Annotated in this window: 14 protein-coding genes; 5 read left to right on the top strand and 9 right to left on the bottom strand. The window is 53.1% G+C overall.

Going from position 1 to position 16,515, the window contains the following annotated elements:
* Nucleotides 1-74: 74 nt before the first annotated feature.
* From ptsP to glk, 6 genes are all read right to left on the bottom strand, one after another.
* Entirely contained in the window at nt 75-2,570 is a 2,496-nt protein-coding gene (gene ptsP, locus OGX92_RS06475) for a phosphoenolpyruvate--protein phosphotransferase (RefSeq protein ID WP_003834869.1), read from the bottom strand.
* Between the two features lie 23 nt (nt 2,571-2,593).
* Nucleotides 2,594-3,634, bottom strand: a complete 1,041-nt coding sequence (gene ypdE / locus OGX92_RS06470; RefSeq protein ID WP_286586339.1) for an aminopeptidase — start codon at nt 3,632-3,634, stop codon at nt 2,594-2,596.
* Nucleotides 3,634-4,719, bottom strand: a complete 1,086-nt coding sequence (ypdF, locus tag OGX92_RS06465) for an aminopeptidase (RefSeq protein ID WP_286586338.1) — start codon at nt 4,717-4,719, stop codon at nt 3,634-3,636. The genes ypdE and ypdF overlap by 1 nt, the downstream gene beginning before the upstream one ends.
* A gap of 17 nt (nt 4,720-4,736) precedes the next feature.
* A complete protein-coding gene (locus tag OGX92_RS06460) occupies nt 4,737-5,984 on the bottom strand; it encodes a PTS fructose transporter subunit IIC (protein WP_003834874.1) in 1,248 nt (415 codons plus the stop codon).
* 20 nt (nt 5,985-6,004) lie between these two features.
* On the bottom strand, nt 6,005-6,331 hold the full coding sequence (locus OGX92_RS06455; protein ID WP_003028254.1) for a PTS fructose transporter subunit IIB: 327 nt from the start codon (nt 6,329-6,331) through the stop codon (nt 6,005-6,007).
* Between the two features lie 191 nt (nt 6,332-6,522).
* On the bottom strand, nt 6,523-7,488 hold the full coding sequence (glk, locus tag OGX92_RS06450) for a glucokinase (protein WP_286586337.1): 966 nt from the start codon (nt 7,486-7,488) through the stop codon (nt 6,523-6,525).
* Nucleotides 7,489-7,692: 204 nt separating this feature from the next.
* On the opposite strand from glk, the gene OGX92_RS06445 reads away from it, so the two are divergent.
* The gene (locus OGX92_RS06445; protein ID WP_257661781.1) at nt 7,693-8,928 is read left to right on the top strand and encodes an ion channel protein; all 1,236 of its coding nucleotides are present in this window, start codon (nt 7,693-7,695) and stop codon (nt 8,926-8,928) included.
* Here OGX92_RS06445 and OGX92_RS06440 read toward each other — a convergent pair whose 3' ends face one another.
* Nucleotides 8,929-10,581: an alpha-keto acid decarboxylase family protein gene (locus OGX92_RS06440; RefSeq protein ID WP_240389214.1), complete on the bottom strand. Its 1,653-nt coding sequence runs from the start codon at nt 10,579-10,581 to the stop codon at nt 8,929-8,931. It abuts the gene before it with no gap.
* Between the two features lie 182 nt (nt 10,582-10,763).
* Between OGX92_RS06440 and mgrA the strand changes: the two genes are divergently transcribed.
* Together mgrA and ypeC are read left to right on the top strand one after the other, a co-directional pair.
* The gene (gene mgrA / locus OGX92_RS06435; RefSeq protein WP_197385648.1) at nt 10,764-11,753 is read left to right on the top strand and encodes an L-glyceraldehyde 3-phosphate reductase; all 990 of its coding nucleotides are present in this window, start codon (nt 10,764-10,766) and stop codon (nt 11,751-11,753) included.
* A gap of 137 nt (nt 11,754-11,890) precedes the next feature.
* Complete coding sequence (gene ypeC, locus OGX92_RS06430; protein ID WP_003834889.1) at nt 11,891-12,217, top strand: DUF2502 domain-containing protein YpeC; 327 nt, start codon at nt 11,891-11,893, stop codon at nt 12,215-12,217.
* Nucleotides 12,218-12,249: 32 nt separating this feature from the next.
* Here ypeC and OGX92_RS06425 read toward each other — a convergent pair whose 3' ends face one another.
* The gene (locus OGX92_RS06425) at nt 12,250-13,488 is read right to left on the bottom strand and encodes an Nramp family divalent metal transporter (RefSeq protein WP_003834891.1); all 1,239 of its coding nucleotides are present in this window, start codon (nt 13,486-13,488) and stop codon (nt 12,250-12,252) included.
* Nucleotides 13,485-13,559, bottom strand: a complete 75-nt coding sequence (locus OGX92_RS23565; RefSeq protein ID WP_418219455.1) for a hypothetical protein — start codon at nt 13,557-13,559, stop codon at nt 13,485-13,487. The genes OGX92_RS06425 and OGX92_RS23565 overlap by 4 nt, the downstream gene beginning before the upstream one ends.
* A gap of 273 nt (nt 13,560-13,832) precedes the next feature.
* Here OGX92_RS23565 and nupC point away from each other — a divergent pair, with 273 nt between their 5' ends.
* Complete coding sequence (nupC, locus tag OGX92_RS06420; RefSeq protein WP_003834893.1) at nt 13,833-15,035, top strand: nucleoside permease NupC; 1,203 nt, start codon at nt 13,833-13,835, stop codon at nt 15,033-15,035.
* A gap of 90 nt (nt 15,036-15,125) precedes the next feature.
* A protein-coding gene (locus tag OGX92_RS06415) for an IS3 family transposase (protein ID WP_174785198.1) occupies nt 15,126-16,483 on the top strand; the annotation gives its coding sequence in 2 pieces (ribosomal slippage) (nt 15,126-15,588 and nt 15,588-16,483; 1,359 coding nt in all).
* Nucleotides 16,484-16,515: the final 32 nt, after the last annotated feature.

Raw genomic sequence — 16,515 nt, 5'->3', positions numbered from 1 at the left:
TTTCACTTTCCGGTAGCGTTTACCCAGCCTGCAACCACAACGTAGCAGGCTGGATAGCGTTCTTTCAGTGAAGCTTAAAATGTCAGTTCCGCCTCCAGCAGCGCCAGAATGCTCTCGGCATCTTCAGCGGCAAACAACGACTGGCGGAACTGCTTGTTCACCAGCTTACGCGCCAGCTGCGAGAAGACCCTCACGTGGTTAATGCCTTCATCGGCACCCAGCGTCAGCATGATCACCAGTTCCACCTCGCCCATCTCAGACTGCCAGTCAACGGGCTGAGCAAGCCGGGCAATGCTGATGCTGGAATGGCGGATCCACTGGGATTTCGTGTGAGGGATCGCCACCCCAAAACCGACGGCGGTGGTAACTATCTCTTCGCGCTGCCAGACATCCTCTTCCAGCTCAAACGGATGTTCAGTGCGTCCGTTTACCCCAAGATTGCCGCACAGAAACTGGATCACCTGCTCTTTGTTGCTCAGAGATTCACCAACAAAGATATTCTCCAGCGCCAGCAGCGGACGCACATCTTTTTGCGGTGCAAACTGATTCAGCAGATCTTCAATCTCCTGAGCGCTACGGCACTCGCAGGCCTGCATAGCGAGTTCGCGGCATGCCTGGCTGTTCAGTTGACGAAGCTGACTTTTTACCGCCGGAATGCGTGGACTGCTCATACTCAGCTCATCGAGTCCTAAACCCAGCAGCAACGGTAAATAGCGTCCTTCGCCGCCCAGTTCTCCGCAAATACCCACCCATTTACCACGTTCGTGCGCCACGTGAACAATCTGCTGCAACATACGCAGGAACGACGGCGTAATCGGGTTGTACAGCGGCGAAACGCGTGGATTATTGCGATCGACGGCGTACAAGTACTGGGTCATGTCATTTGAACCAATACTGAAGAAATCCACCTCATCGCAGAAATGGTCGATGATGTAACACACCGAAGGGACTTCAACCATAATCCCCAATGAGATTGTCGGGGCATGACGTAAACCGTCTGCTTTCAGCGCCACCAGCGCTTTTTGCAGTTCGCTTTTTACCCACAAAATCTGGTCAAGGCTGTGCACCATCGGGATCATCAGCTGTGCGTTACCGAAGGTCGCCGCGCGTAGGATGGCACGCAGTTGGGTACGAAACAGTCCGGCAAACTCCGGATAAATACGCACCGCACGGTAGCCGAGAAACGGATTATCTTCCTGCGGAATATTGAGATAGCGGATATTCTTATCACCACCGATATCCATGGTGCGAAAGATAACCGGCTTGTCGCCTGCGGCCAATAAAACCTGCTGGTAGGCTTCAAACTGTTCCTGCTCGTCAGGAGCGCTGTCGCGGTCCATAAACAGCATTTCAGTACGAAACAGCCCGATCCCTTCCGCACCATTGGCAAATGCACCCGGCGCTTCGAGCGCGGTGCCGATATTCGCCGCAACGTCAATACGCTGATTATCTTTGGTCAACGCGGGCTGGGCGGCATCAAGCGCCTGCCGCCGCTGGCATTCATCGGCCAGCTTCTGCGCTATCGCGTAATAGCCGCGAACCGCATCGTCCGGATTGATGGCCAGTACCCCACAACGGGCATCCAGTACCGCAGGCTGCCCTGCATAGCGGCTAATAGCCTCCAGCGGCAAGCCGCTAAGCACCGGAATAGCGGATGCGCGAGCGAGAATCAGGGTATGCGAGGTACGCCCTGTTTTCTCCAGGATCATGCCAGACAGATGCTGCAAATCGAGGCTTAAAAACTGGCTGGGCGTCAAATCCTCAGCGACCAGAATCGTCGGCTTATTCAGCACCAGCGCATTGCGCGGACGTCTTTCAGGCCAGGTGATGTGCAGCAGCTGTTCGCTGATATCACGGATGTCGCTGACACGCTCGCGCAGATAATCGCTACCGGAGGCCGACAGCTTATCGCACACCTGTTCCATATTGGCGACGATTGCGGCCCCTAGCCCCAGATGCTGCTCCAGCATTAAGCGGCGAATATTCCCGGCAAACTCGTCGTCCTGAATCAGAGACAGATGCGCACTGAGGATGGTTTTACTCTCACCGTCACGCTCGCGCAGCTGTTGATTGAGCTGTTCGGCAAGCGTCGCCAGACTGTGTTCCAGCCGGGTGTTGTCTTCCGCACTCGCTGCAATGGCGCGATAGCTTTCCAGATTATCGCTCTGCCAAAGCGTGAGCGTACCTGCCCCCACGCCCCCTGCCAGCATAGTGCCATAAAGAAGGTCTGGATTGAGGCGAATCAGCGAACGCGGCAACGGATGCGCCGCCAGTTCCTCCGGAGTCGGTTGAACGCTATCGCTGTCAATAAACCGGTGCTGGAGATACTCCTCCAGCACTCGCCGAGCCTGTTCTTCATCGCGACCGGTGATGGTTAAGCTACAGCTGTCGTTAAACAGCGTCCCGGTGCCAATCAGCGCCAACGAGCTTTTCGCATCCGCCCTCGCATTCTGGCGATGGTTAATAAATATCACCTCACTTTGCCACTGGCTGCACTGCTCTTTCAGCTCCCACGCCGGACGTGCATGCAGACCATTGGGTAACGGGCAAAGAAATTGAATCGTTAGCATAACAACTCCTGATTAGCGCGAAATCAGCACCTGAAATCCGTCAGATGAGCCACGGTTTCGCACGTAAGATGTGAAATAAGAGCCGACAACAACTGCTGGGTCTGAATGATGTCACGACAGTCAGCAATCGATGCCGCGCAGTGCCCATGCCGCGTGGCGGGCCCCATGACAACCGTTGGGATCCCCGTGCCGCTTACATGCACAGCCCCACCGTCGGTGCCGCCGTTACTGAACATGTCGAGCTGCAAGGAAATCCCCGCATCAGCGGCCACGCTTTCCACCCACGCAGTCAGCTTTGGTGGTGCAATCAGCGATTTATCGCTTAACACTAGCATTGGGCCTTTACCAGTCTGCCGATGGTTGGCCGCACCATAATCAAAGTTTTTGGCCCAACAGGCGGTATCCAGCACGATTGCCACATCCGGTGCGACTGCGCGTGCTGCTGTTTGTCCTCCGCGCAGTCCTACTTCTTCACTGGAGCTGGCCACCAGCCAGACCTCACAAGGGAGAGTTGCGTCATGCCATTCGCGCAGTAGCGCCACCAGCAAATAACATCCAAGTCGGTCATCAAAGGCTTTGCCCATGACTCGCTGATGCGGCAAAACCTGAAAAGTTGTATCAAAGGTGACACGATCGCCAGGGCGTACTCCGGCCTGAAGTACTTCGTCACAAGATCGCGCACCAATGTCTACCCGCAGGGCACTGACCTCATTACCGCTGCGCTCTCCATCAAGCAGACCGGGAATTTTGCTCTCTTCACGGGTGGTAATCCGCACCGGCTGCAATTGTCTGGCCGCCATACGCACATTTCCCACCGGCAATACATCGATAGCTCCTTCGCTGGAAATGCTACGTACAATAAATCCCACTTCATCCATATGCGCGCAGATCATCACCTTCTGACCGGTTGATTCATTCAGACGGATCAGCACCGACCCCAGGCCATCAAAGCGCACCTCTTTATGCAAACGATCCGCCTCTTCAAGCAGGATCTGACGCACTTCTTGTTCTGAAGAGGCGATCGCATCCGCCTCGCTCAGCGCTTTCAGTAGCGATAAGTCCATTACGCCTCTCCCGTGTGTAACAATGTTTTCGCCATGGTGTAGAGCACCTCTCCGCCATCTGGCGTAACCAGCACCACATCCTCAATACGTACTCCTCCCTGCCCCGGCAGATAAATACCCGGCTCAACGGTGAGTAGCATGCCAGCTGCCAGAGTCGTTGTGTCATTAGGGGAAAAACGAGGATTTTCATGCACCTCAATACCAATAGCATGTCCGGTATTGTGGCCAAACGCGTCGCCATAGCCCGCCTGCGTAATAACCCGCCTGGCTGCGGCATCCACCTCATTGCAACGCGCGCCTGGTCGAATTGCTGCCACCGCAGCACGCTGCGCCGCCAGGACAATCTGATACACGGCAAACAGCGCGCTTTCTTCCGCTGGCAGGTTGGCGTCGGGGATGCGAAAGGTTCGCGTCATATCCGAACAATAGCCCTGATACTGTGCGCCAAAATCCAGCGTAATGAACTCACCCGCCTCAACACGTTTATCGCTGGCTTTACCGTGCGGCAGCGCACCGCGCCAGCCGCTGGCGACAATGGTGCCAAAAGAGGCTTTGTCTGCGCCGAGCGTGCGCATAAACCACTCCAGTTCAGCGGCAATTTCGCGCTCACTGAGACCTGGTTGAATAAAGCGGCGTATATGTGCAGCGCTAAGGTCGGCGATCCGGCAGGCTTCGCGGATGCAAGCTATCTCCTGCGCCGTTTTCACCTGCCGGAGTACGTCCGGTACGGCGCTCACTAATCGGGCGCACAGTTTGCCCGACCACGCGTTCGCCGTTTCCCAGCTTACCTGCTCACCTTCGAATCCCACCGTCTGCAGCTTTTCGTTCGCAATGATGTGATTCACCTGCGAATACAGCGTCTGTGTTCCATCGAGTAGATGGATCTGATAGCCCTGAGTACGCGTGGCGACATCGGTGTAGTAACGGGCATCGACCAGGATATGCGCACTTTCGTGGCTGATAAACACAAACCCTGAACTGCTGGAGATCCCCATATGTGGCTGTTTGTTCTGCCGCGATGACAGCAGCATCGCATCAAGATGTTGCGCTGTTAACCAGTCGCGCAGCGAGGCAAGTAAGCTCATGGTCACAATCCTTTTAATCAGAGACTTTCAATCAGCAATTTGCCTTTGCGATACATCATGTTGCGCAGGAACACCACCATCAGCGCCGTAATCACCGCGCCTAACAGGATCCCCGCCATATAGACGCCGAGGTTAGTTACCAGCGGCCACGCCCAGATAGCCGATTCCGGGAACCACTGCACCGCCCCCAACCAGACGGCAGCCGTCGATCCGACAATGGCACCAACCATATAGGAAGGAATTGCCGTGATGGGACTTTCCAGCGCAAATGGGATCGCCCCTTCGCTGATGCCCATAAACGCGAGGAACATCGCCGTTTTTCCCTGCGGGTAGAGCTGTGCGCTGAACAGACGTTTGCCGGTTAAGCGACGATCAATAAGCGTGGCCAACCCAAGACCAATCGGAGGAATGACAATCGCAATAGAACGCGCGGTTACCGGTAGAACATGATCGGTGGTAAAGCTGAAGGCGACAAAACCTGCTGCTTTATTTATTGGGCCACCAAGGTCAATCGCCGTTGCCGCGGAAATACCCATCGCATACATCAGCGTCCCTTTCTCGCCAGCCGCCGTCAGCAGAGTACGGATCCCGCCGTTGATCCAGCCGCCAAACGGTGTGATCACGTAGTACATCGCCAGCATGACGAAAATGGCGGAAAGAATGGGCAGTAGAAAAGTGGTTTTGAACGCCAGCAGGAAATCAGGCAGCTGGATTTTTTGGTTCATCCACTTCACCAGATACCCGGCGACAATCGAGATAATCAGCGCGCCAATAAAGGTTGACGGAACAGGAGCACTGGTTGCCCATTGCAGCGTCGCGGGGTCAAAATTCAGTATCTGCGTGGGCTGAGTGGACATCAGCCCACCGATAAACCCCGCCGGAAATGCCAGCTTGCCGCCGATAGAGTTAGCGACAAACGCGGCAAACATCGGGATAGCAAAGCCAAACAGCACGCCGCCAAAAGATTGCGACAGCCAGGCAAACTTCAGCAATGAGAGATTAAAACCTGTAAATTTTCCGCTGTTCAGCGCATCCATGATGCCTGTGTCAGCAGGAATATCGAGCCAGCTATAGGCGATCAGTTGCGAGAAGGCGAGAATGACCCCGCCCATAATTAACGTCGGCACCATGCGTGAAATACCCGACATCACATGCTGCGGAAGTTCGCCCCAGAAGCTATTGCGGGAGGCCGGTGGATTTTTTATTGCCGCTGCCGCACCAGATGCGCCAGGCACAACGGTTGCACTGCGTTTTTTAATGGCCATACGTAATTCCCTGTCGATGATTATTGTTGTTCAGCGGCAACCATCTCTTCGATCTCTTTAATGATGCCGGCCGCATTTTTTATCGCGTCCTGTAGCGTAATTTCATAGACGTCACGCGACTCAAAACGCTCGTTATCTTCTGGAGTAACAGCAACAGAGTGGATGATTAACGTCGCCTCAGCGATATCCTGCGCCGTCAGACGATTTTGAATTCCGTCCGCGCCCTGAGTTTCAATTTTCACTTCATAACCCGCTTCAACCGCCGCTTCTTCCAGCGCCTGAGCCGCCATAAAGGTATGGGCCAGGCCCATTGGACACGCGCAGACGGCAATCAGTTTTTTGCTCATAATCATTTCCTCGTAATAGTTAACGAGTGAAATTATGGTCCGAGGAAAGTAACAACCGTTATCAGACAAATAATGCTTTTACTGGACAATTAATCCCGTCATTCGGAAATGTGACGAAGGTCGGAAAGGTAGGCGGCAGGCATAAAAAAACCGCGTAATTTACGCGGTTTTGCAGATTTCTGATTGATGAATTAAAGAATATGGCCCAACGTCTGGCGCAAATGCGCACCGGATCCAAGCAGGCCCGGGTTATCGTGCACAATCAGATACACCGGAATATCCTGCACATAGGCTTTAAAACGGCCTTTATCTTCAAAACCACCACGGAAGCCCGACGCTTTAAAAAAGTCGAGGAAGCGCGGCACAATACCGCCGGCGATGTACACGCCGCCAAATGTGCCCAGCGTTAACGCCAGATCGCCACCAAAACGTCCCATGATGACGCAGAACAGCGACAGCGCACGACGACAGTCAATGCAGGAATCTTCCAGCGCCCGTGCGGTGATATCCTTCGGCTGCAGATTTTCCGGCAGGCGTCCGTCAGATTTGACGATGGCGCGATACAGATTCACCAGTCCCGGACCAGACAGCACGCGTTCTGCGGACACGTGACCTATTTCCGCGCGCAGAACCTCAAGGATAATTCCCTCTTCCTCGCTGTTAGGCGCAAAATCCACGTGGCCGCCTTCACCAGGGAGACTTACCCAGCGTTTATCCACGTGGACCAGATGCGCCACGCCAAGCCCGGTTCCTGCGCCATAAACCGCAATAGGTTTGCCTTCCACAGGTTCCGCACCACCAAACTGAATTAAATGCTCTTTTTTCAGCATCGGGATCGCCATCGACACAGCGGTGAAATCATTGATGATTTCCAGATGGCTGAAGCCCAGGTTTTTTTTCATCTCAGCAATAGAGAACGCCCAGGTATGGTTGGTCATTGCCACCCAATCGCCGGTTATCGGACAGGCAATGGCAATGCAGCCATCTTCGACGCTGACGCTATGCTCATCCAGGTACACGCGCACCACCGCTTCGAGGCTAGGGTAATCCAGCCCGGAATAGGTTTTAGTATGCGAAATCTCGCCACTGGCAATATCGCACAGAGCAAGACGCGCGTTGGTGCCGCCAACATCCCCTACTAAAGCATATTTTGTCATTCTTCCACTGCTCCGCTAAAGTCAGAATAAATCTTTGCCACACTGTAAATTCATGGGGACATAACAACAACGGTCTGAAGGCTGACGCCCGTGGAAAATCGATCCAGATCACACAATTACTTTATCGTTTCAGCATCATTTGCAGCGATGCCGTCAGGCTGGCTGTGCAAACTATGTCTATGACTCTGTTTTAAGGAATAGAAAATGCTCCATCCGCGAGCCAGAACGATGCTCTTGCTGTCAACCCCAGCGCTAATCATTGGCATAGCGTCCAGCCTGGTGTTGATCGTTGTGATGAAAGTGGCTTCCGTTTTACAGCAGTTTTTGTGGGAACGTCTGCCTGTTAGCATCGGTATAGCCCAGGACTCTCCGGTCTGGATTATCGGTATGCTGACGCTCACGGGGATCATGGTCGGGTTAGTTATCCGCTACAGTCATGGCCACGCAGGTCCGGATCCGGCCTGTGAACCGTTAATTGGCATGCCGGTGCCAACATCAGCAATACCGGGCCTGCTGGCAGCGCTAATCCTTGGCCTCGCGGGTGGCGTCAGTCTGGGTCCGGAACACCCGATCATGACCGTAAATATCGCTCTGGCAGTAGCACTTGGTAGCCGCATGTTTCCCCGTATAGCGAAACTGGACTGGACCATTCTCGCCTCTGCCGGCACCATCGGCGCACTATTTGGTACCCCCGTTGCCGCCGCGTTGATATTTTCGCAAACGCTGAATAGCTCAAACGATGTGCCCTTGTGGGATCGCCTGTTTGCGCCGTTAATGGCCGCCGCCGCGGGTTCGCTAACCACCAGCCTGTTTTTTCACCCCCATTTTTCACTGCCCATCGCGCACTACACGCAGATGCACTTGACGGATATCCTCAGCGGCGCGGTTGTTGCTGCCATCGCCATTGCCGCTGGAATGGTGGCCGTCTGGTGTCTGCCGCATTTGCACCATTTAATGCATCGATTAAAACACCCGGTGCTGATCCTCGGGACAGGCGGTTTTATCCTTGGCATTTTGGGTGTTATCGGCGGGCCGCTTACCTTGTTTAAGGGACTAGACGAAATGCAGCAAATGGCGTTTAGCCAAACGCTGGGGACATCAGATTATTTCATGCTCGCCGTCATTAAGCTGGCGGCATTAGTGGTTGCAGCGGCGAGTGGTTTTCGCGGCGGACGAATCTTCCCGGCGGTATTCGTTGGCGTCGCGCTTGGCCTGATGCTGCACGCCCATGTTGAAGCGGTGCCGGCTGCCATCACGGTTTCTTGCTCTATTCTCGGGCTGGTGCTGGTCGTCACCCGCGACGCCTGGCTGAGCCTGTTTATGGCAGCAGTGGTGGTGCCAGATTCCACCCTGCTGCCGCTGCTGTGCATCGTCATGCTGCCCGCCTGGCTGCTGCTGGCGGGCAAACCGATGATGGTCGCTGAGCGCCCCGATAAATAGCTATCCGCCGTTGCGAGATTCCAGCGCACGGGTCACCGTGCGCAATAATTCAGGAAGATCGGCTTTCGGTAGCACCACCTCAATTAACGACAGTCGTTGCGGTTGGGACAGCCGGGCCAGCACTTCTTCCAGCTGTACCGCCTGCTTCACCCGCCAGCATTCGGCCTGACATTCACGACTAAACGCCTGCGGCATCAACGTCCAGCTCCAGGCGGCAATGTCGTTATAGCGCTGATTTGCCCCGTGTATGGCCCGCTCAACGGTATAACCATCATTGTTGAGCAGTAAAATAACCGGCGATTGCCCATCTCTGAGCATGGAGCCCAGCTCCTGAATGGTGAGCTGCGCCGCGCCATCACCAATAATCAGGATCACCCGACGGTCCGGACAGGCCGTTTGCGCACCGAATGCCGCCGGGAGCGCGTAGCCGATAGATCCCCACAACGGTTGAACCAGGACTTCCGCCCCGCAAGGTAATGAGAGCGCAGCCGCGCCAAAGGCGGCGGTTCCCTGATCGACGAGGATAATGTCATCAGGCTTCAGAAACTGCTGCACCGTGTGCCAGAAGTTTTCCTGCGTCAGTGGGCCCTTTTCAACCTGAACACGCCTAGTTGGTGGACGTTCTGGCGGCAGAGAAAACGACATTTCCAGGCACAGCTCACGTAATGTGGTGACCGCCTGCTCCATCGGGATGTTAAACCAGTGGGATCCAATTCGTGACGCATGGGGCTGAACGTCAATGGTGCGATCCTGCGGTAGCTGTTGTGTAAACCCAGCTGTCAGGGTGTCGACAAATTGTGTGCCGACACACATTATCGTATCGGCATCTTCTATCGCCTGACGTACATAATCGCTGCTGGCTCCAGCGCTGTATGTGCCAACAAACGCCGGGTGACGCTCATCAAACAGTCCTTTGCCCATCAACAACGTGACATGAGCCATCGGCGTTTCCGCCATCCAGCGCTGTAAAACCGGCTGCAGGCCAAAACGCAGCGCGAGGAAGTCGGCCAGCAACGCTACGCGCGGGCTGTCCAGCAATCGTTCACGGGCATGGTAGCGAAACGCCTCTATCACGCTGCTTTCCGGCTCGCTCAGAGGAACAATCATAATATCATTCGGTGGCGTAGCAGGCTGTTTAGCCACATCAGCAGGCAGCATCAGATAGCCCGGCCTGCGCTCGCTGAGCATCATTCGCAACACACGGTCAATTTCATAGCAGGCATTTTGTTCATCCAGTATCGCGCTGGCCGTCGTTACTGCCTGCTGCATGCGATAAAAATGCTGAAAGTCACCGTCACCCAAAGTGTGATGCATCAACTCTCCACGACGCTGCGCGCCGCGACAGGGTGCGCCGACAATATGCAAAACAGGAACATATTCCGCGAAGCTACCCGCGATACCGTTAATTGCACTTAACTCACCCACGCCAAACGTGGTGAGCAGCGCTCCTACCCCGGATACCCGAGCATAGCCATCTGCCGCATAAGCCGCATTCAATTCATTCGCACACCCGACCCAACATACGTTGGGATGTTCAATCACGTGGTCAAGAAACTGCAAATTATAATCGCCCGGCACACCAAAGAGATGGCCGACGCCACAGCCTGCCAGCCTGTCCAGCAGATAATCAGCAACGGAATACGGGGTTTGCATGACAGCTATCCTTCTGACGGTAACCTCATGTTGAGTATCGAAGAACTGTGATGACTGTCCAGGAAAGTCGCTGTGAAGGGGTGGAAAGCAGGATTTACAGTTTTGGTGGTTAAAATTCATTGAAGAATCTGCGGTGTAACCGTATACACTGGAAGACACACGCATTGTGGAAGGGGGGTGACATGGTTTATCACGCAGATGAAAATCGTTATCAGACAATGGAGTACCGCCGCTGCGGTCAAAGCGGCCTTAAGCTCCCGATTGTCTCACTGGGTTTGTGGCACAATTTTGGCGATACCACGCAGGTCGAGAACAGTCGCGCATTGTTACAGCGCGCATTCGATCTGGGGATTAACCATTTTGATCTGGCAAATAACTATGGTCCACCGCCGGGTTCGGCAGAACGGAATTTTGGTCGGATCCTGCAGGAAGATTTTTTACCGTGGCGAGATGAGCTTATTATCTCCACTAAAGCGGGCTACACCATGTGGGAAGGTCCCTACGGTGACTGGGGTTCACGCAAATATCTGATTGCCAGTCTCGATCAAAGCCTGAAGCGTCTGGGGCTGGAGTATGTCGATATCTTCTACCACCATCGCCCCGACCCTGAAACGCCGCTCGAAGAAACCATGCGCGCGCTGGATCACATCGTCCGTCAGGGCAAAGCGCTGTATGTAGGGTTGTCTAACTATCCCGCGGATCTTGCCAGGCAGGCGATTGAAATACTCGACGATTTAGGTACGCCATGCCTTATTCACCAGCCCAAATATTCCATGTTTGAACGTTGGGTCGAAGGTGGCTTGCTGTCGCTATTACAGGAAAAAGGTGTCGGCAGTATCGCCTTCTCACCGCTGGCTGGCGGACAGTTAACCGACCGCTATCTGAACGGCATTCCTGCGGATTCTCGTGCGGCAAGCACCAGTCGCTTTCTGAATCCGGACCAGATCACTCCACAAAAACTGGAAAAAGTGCGGGCGCTGAATGTGCTGGCAGAACGACGCGGGCAAAAGCTTTCCCAGATGGCGCTGGCATGGGTGTTACGGGATGACAAAGTCACGTCAGTGCTGATTGGCGCGAGTAAAACGGCGCAGATTGAAGACGCTGTCGGCATGCTGGCAAACCGTCACTTTACGTCTGAAGAGTGCGCGGAGATTGATGCTATCCTGAGTTGATTGAAATAAAGACACATTTATTAACAAAAAGTGCTCTCACTTGCGATTTAAGAGTTAAGGCGATGAAACGGGGCTTTACTGCCCCGTAATATTACGTTAACAGGCCGGCTACGGCTCGATCGTGAAGGAGAGAAAACATGTTCAGGTCACTGATTCTGGCGGCAGTCTTATTGGCTTTTACACCGCTGGCCGCGAACGCTGGCGAAATCACCCTGCTGCCATCAATAAAATTACAAATTGGCGATCGCGATAACTATGGTAACTACTGGGATGGCGGCCGCTGGCGCGACCGGGATTACTGGCACCATAACTATGAGTGGCGAAAAAATCGCTGGTGGCGTCATGACAACGGCTACCATCGTGGCTGGGACAAACGCAAAGCTTATGAGCGCGGTTATCGTGAAGGCTGGAACGATCGTGACGACCATCGCGGTCGCGGGCGTGGCCACAAACATCATCATTAATGTAACAAAAGGGCCAACAGGCCCTTTTGTTTTTACAAACCGAGTGCGGTTCCTACCAACAGCCAGATATTGAGCGCCACCACCAGCACAACAATCACCCAGCCTACCTGTTTTACCCATCGGGTATTCACCAAATCGCCCATCAGCTGACTGTTGCTGGTGAAGATCAACAGCGGCACCAGCGCCAGTGCAATACCAAAACTGAGCAACACCTGGCTCATCACCAGAATACGCGTCGGATCCAGTCCCATCAAAATCACAATAAATGATGGCATCATGGTGACGGTACGGCGTACCCATAGCGGAATGTGAAAGCGGATAAACCCTTGCATCACCACCTGCCCGGCCAACGTACCGACCACGGTAGAAGAAAGTCCCGCAGCCACCAGGCTTAAACCGAATACCGTCGCCGCAGCGTGACTCAACAGCGGTTCAAGTGTCAGATATGCTTGATCGAGATCGGCAATACCGGTATGCCCACTAAAATGAAATGCAGCGGCAGCCGTCGCCATCATCGCCAGATTGACAAATCCAGCAATCGTCATGGCGATTGCCACATCCCATTTCGTGGCAGCATAGCGCTGTTGACGTGTTCCGCCGTGCAGATGCTGAGTTAAGGAAGAGTGCAGATAAATGACGTGTGGCATGATAGTCGCGCCGAGCACGCCAGCAGCCAGGAACACCGCTTCGGAATTAGGCAGGCTCGGGATAACCATTCCCTTGCTAAGTTGCGCGAAGTTCGGCTGGGAAAAGATCAGTTCCACAATGTAAGCCGCAGCCACAAACAGCAGCAAGCCGCCAATCACTTTTTCCAGCGGTTTTTGCCCACGACGCTGCAACATCAGAATCAAAAAAGTCGCGATACCGGTGAGCACGGCCCCCTGCAATAACGACACGCCGAGGATCAATTTGAAACCAATCGCGGCACCAATGAATTCAGCAAGGTCTGTCGCCATGGCGATAATTTCGGCCTGCACCCAGTAGAACCACACCACCGGACGAGGATAGTGATCGCGAATTTGCTCCGCCAGATTTTTACCCGTGGCAATACCCAGCTTTGCCGACAGCACCTGAATCAGCATCGCCATCAGGTTTGCCCAGACCACCACCCACAACAGTTTATAGCCAAAGCTGGCCCCTGCCTGGATGTTGGTGGCGAAGTTGCCCGGATCGATGTAGCCGATCGCCGCGATGAACGCAGGTCCCATTAATGCGAGCTTCAACTTGCGCGCTGCCCGTCCACTGCTACTCTCAACGCGATCGTTAGTCATTTTAGTGCCTCAGAAACATAGCCTTTGCTATGTTTCAAGCTACGCCTATTGAGAATGATTATCAAATTCATTTTAATGGGTGAAGTTGATTTCTCTGATAGCGTTTGTCTATGGATCGATAAGGATTCTGGAAATACTGGTGAGATGTTTAATTATTGTTATGAGATTAGCACAATGACATAACTTTTCACTTCCATACTAAACATAACAGAAGTGTATCACCGATCACTAATTTTGAATCTCGTCACAGGTCCTTATTATAGTGTGTGTTTGATCTCGTTTTCTTTATGGTTGTTACATAGAATGTGCACGAAAACTAAACCTGCCTCATATTTGGAGCAAATATGGACCGCGTTCTTCATTTCGTCCTGGCCCTTGCCGTGGTTGCGGTACTCGCACTGCTGGTAAGCAGTGACCGTAAAAAAATCCGCATTCGTTATGTTATTCAATTGCTTGTTATTGAAGTGTTACTGGCATGGTTCTTCCTGAACTCTGATGTCGGTCTGGGCTTCGTGAGAGGCTTCTCCGAGATGTTTGAAAAACTACTCGGATTCGCTAATGAAGGGACAAACTTTGTCTTCGGCAGCATGAACGACAAAGGCCTGGCATTCTTCTTCCTGAAAGTGCTGTGCCCAATCGTCTTCATTTCCGCTCTTATCGGTATTTTGCAGCATATCCGCGTTCTGCCGGTTATCATCCGCGCGATTGGTTTCCTGTTATCCAAAGTGAACGGTATGGGCAAGCTGGAATCCTTCAACGCCGTCAGCTCCCTGATCCTGGGTCAGTCCGAGAACTTTATCGCCTATAAAGATATTCTCGGCAAAATGTCTCGCAACCGTATGTACACCATGGCTGCAACGGCGATGTCGACCGTTTCCATGTCTATCGTCGGCGCGTACATGACTATGCTGGAGCCGAAGTACGTGGTTGCAGCGCTGGTTCTGAACATGTTCAGCACCTTTATCGTGCTGTCGCTGATCAACCCGTACACCGTTGATGCCAGCGAAGAAAACATCCAGATGTCTAACCTGCACGAAGGCCAGAGCTTCTTCGAAATGCTGGGTGAATACATCCTGGCAGGTTTCAAAGTGGCAATTATCGTTGCAGCTATGCTGATTGGTTTCATCGCGCTGATCGCAGCCCTGAACGCCCTGTTCGCCACCGTGACCGGCTGGTTTGGCTACAGCATCTCCTTCCAGGGCATCCTGGGCTACATCTTCTACCCGGTTGCATGGGTAATGGGTGTGCCGTCCAGCGAAGCGCTGCAGGTGGGCAGTATCATGGCAACCAAACTGGTTTCCAACGAATTCGTTGCGATGATGGATCTGCAGAAAATTGCCGCCACGCTCTCTCCGCGTGCAGAAGGTATCCTGTCCGTGTTCCTGGTCTCCTTCGCTAACTTCTCTTCCATCGGTATTATCGCCGGTGCGATTAAAGGTCTGAACGAAGAGCAAGGTAACGTCGTTTCCCGCTTCGGTCTGAAGCTGGTGTACGGCTCTACGCTGGTGAGCGTACTGTCTGCATCTATCGCCGCACTGGTGCTGTAAGCGTAAGACAACGTCGTATTGATAAGACCGGGGAGATTCTGAACTGCACCCAAAAAGTTGGACACCCAACGAAGTAAGGTGCAGTTTTTTATGAGCAAGTATTCTCTCAGCTTCAAGCTTGAGGTTGTGCAGCACTATCTTTCCGGGCTGGAAGGACAGGAGGCGACTGCAAAACGTTTTGGTATCGATCACAGTGCCGTTCGTAAATGGTCTGCCGCCTGGAAGCTCCATGGCGAAGCCGGGCTTACAACCCGGCATTTCACCTATTCTCCTGCTTTTAAAGAGTCCGTTATCCTGCATATGCGTGAACACCAGCTGTCTGTTCGCGAAGTCTGTGCAAAATTCACTATCCCTGCCTTTTCCACTGTTAGTCAGTGGGAACGACTGTATGATGAAGGGGGATTAGAAGCCCTTACAGACAGTCGACGCAGGAAAAAAACGATGCCAGAACGCCCTGAGAATCACCCCGTCCCTCCTTTGCAGACCCCCCTTGCTCCGGATGAACGTGAGGAACTTGAACAACTGCGTGCTGAAGTGGCATATCTAAAAAAGCTGCAGGCCTTACTCAGGGAAAGAAGCACGTCAGGACGCGGGATAAAGCGCAGGTCGTGAATGAGTTAAGGCTGAAGTTCCCTCTTGCACGCTTGTTAAAAGCTGCAGGACTGGCAAGAAGCACGTTCTACTGGCAACTGGCCAACGGTAAAAAACCAGACAAATATGCCGATGATAAGCAGCATATTTTAACGCTGTTCCATAAACATAAAGGACGGTATGGATACAGGCGAATCACGCTGGCTGGCCGCCGGGAAGGAAGCTTACTGAACCATAAAACGGTTCAGAGGTTAATGAAGGTGTTAGATTTAACCTGTTGTATCAGAAGGAAGAAATATAACTCTTACAAAGGCCGGCATGGGAAAGTTGCGGGTAATGTACTGAACCGGCAGTTCAGTGTGGATAAACCCAACCAGAAGTGGGTAACAGATGTCACGGAATTTAAAATAAGCGGAGAAAAGCTGTATCTGTCCCCGGTTCTGGATCTGTATAACGGAGAAATAGTAGCGTATCAGATGGAGTCCCGTCCTCTTCTGTCGATGGTGGATAACATGCTGTCGAAGGCTATATCTGTACTGGGCAAAAACGAATACCCGCTGCTCCACTCAGATCAGGGCTGGCAATATCAGATGGCGCATTATCAGAACCGGCTAAAGGAGGCGGGTCTAAAACAGAGCATGTCAAGAAAGGGAAACTGTCATGACAATGCAGTGATGGAGAGCTTCTTCGGCACACTGAAATCTGAGTGTTTTTACCTCACGGAACACAAGAATATCAGCGAGTTGCGCATGGCTATCGATGACTACATCCACTATTACAACCATGAAAGAATAAAACAGAAACTGAAAGGCCTGAGTCCGGTAGAGTACCGAACCCAGGCCCAGATAACCGCTTAAAATAAACTGTCCAACATTATGGGGTCAGTTCA

This window comes from Citrobacter sp. Cpo089, assembly GCF_030332695.1.
GTDB lineage: Bacteria > Pseudomonadota > Gammaproteobacteria > Enterobacterales > Enterobacteriaceae > Citrobacter > Citrobacter portucalensis.
The sequence above is the reverse complement of the archived record's forward strand: the minus strand, read 5'-3'. Positions and strand labels throughout refer to the sequence as shown.

Coding starts and splice junctions, on each gene's coding strand:
- OGX92_RS06445 (WP_257661781.1), top strand. CDS start 7,693: ATGCTCCATCCGCGAGCCAGAACGATGCTCTTGCTGTCAACCCCAGCG.
- ptsP (WP_003834869.1), bottom strand. CDS start 2,570: ATGCTAACGATTCAATTTCTTTGCCCGTTACCCAATGGTCTGCATGCA.
- ypdF (WP_286586338.1), bottom strand. CDS start 4,719: ATGAGCTTACTTGCCTCGCTGCGCGACTGGTTAACAGCGCAACATCTT.
- ypdE (WP_286586339.1), bottom strand. CDS start 3,634: ATGGACTTATCGCTACTGAAAGCGCTGAGCGAGGCGGATGCGATCGCC.
- mgrA (WP_197385648.1), top strand. CDS start 10,764: ATGGTTTATCACGCAGATGAAAATCGTTATCAGACAATGGAGTACCGC.
- OGX92_RS06455 (WP_003028254.1), bottom strand. CDS start 6,331: ATGAGCAAAAAACTGATTGCCGTCTGCGCGTGTCCAATGGGCCTGGCC.
- OGX92_RS06425 (WP_003834891.1), bottom strand. CDS start 13,488: ATGACTAACGATCGCGTTGAGAGTAGCAGTGGACGGGCAGCGCGCAAG.
- OGX92_RS06460 (WP_003834874.1), bottom strand. CDS start 5,984: ATGGCCATTAAAAAACGCAGTGCAACCGTTGTGCCTGGCGCATCTGGT.
- OGX92_RS06440 (WP_240389214.1), bottom strand. CDS start 10,581: ATGCAAACCCCGTATTCCGTTGCTGATTATCTGCTGGACAGGCTGGCA.
- ypeC (WP_003834889.1), top strand. CDS start 11,891: ATGTTCAGGTCACTGATTCTGGCGGCAGTCTTATTGGCTTTTACACCG.
- nupC (WP_003834893.1), top strand. CDS start 13,833: ATGGACCGCGTTCTTCATTTCGTCCTGGCCCTTGCCGTGGTTGCGGTA.
- glk (WP_286586337.1), bottom strand. CDS start 7,488: ATGACAAAATATGCTTTAGTAGGGGATGTTGGCGGCACCAACGCGCGT.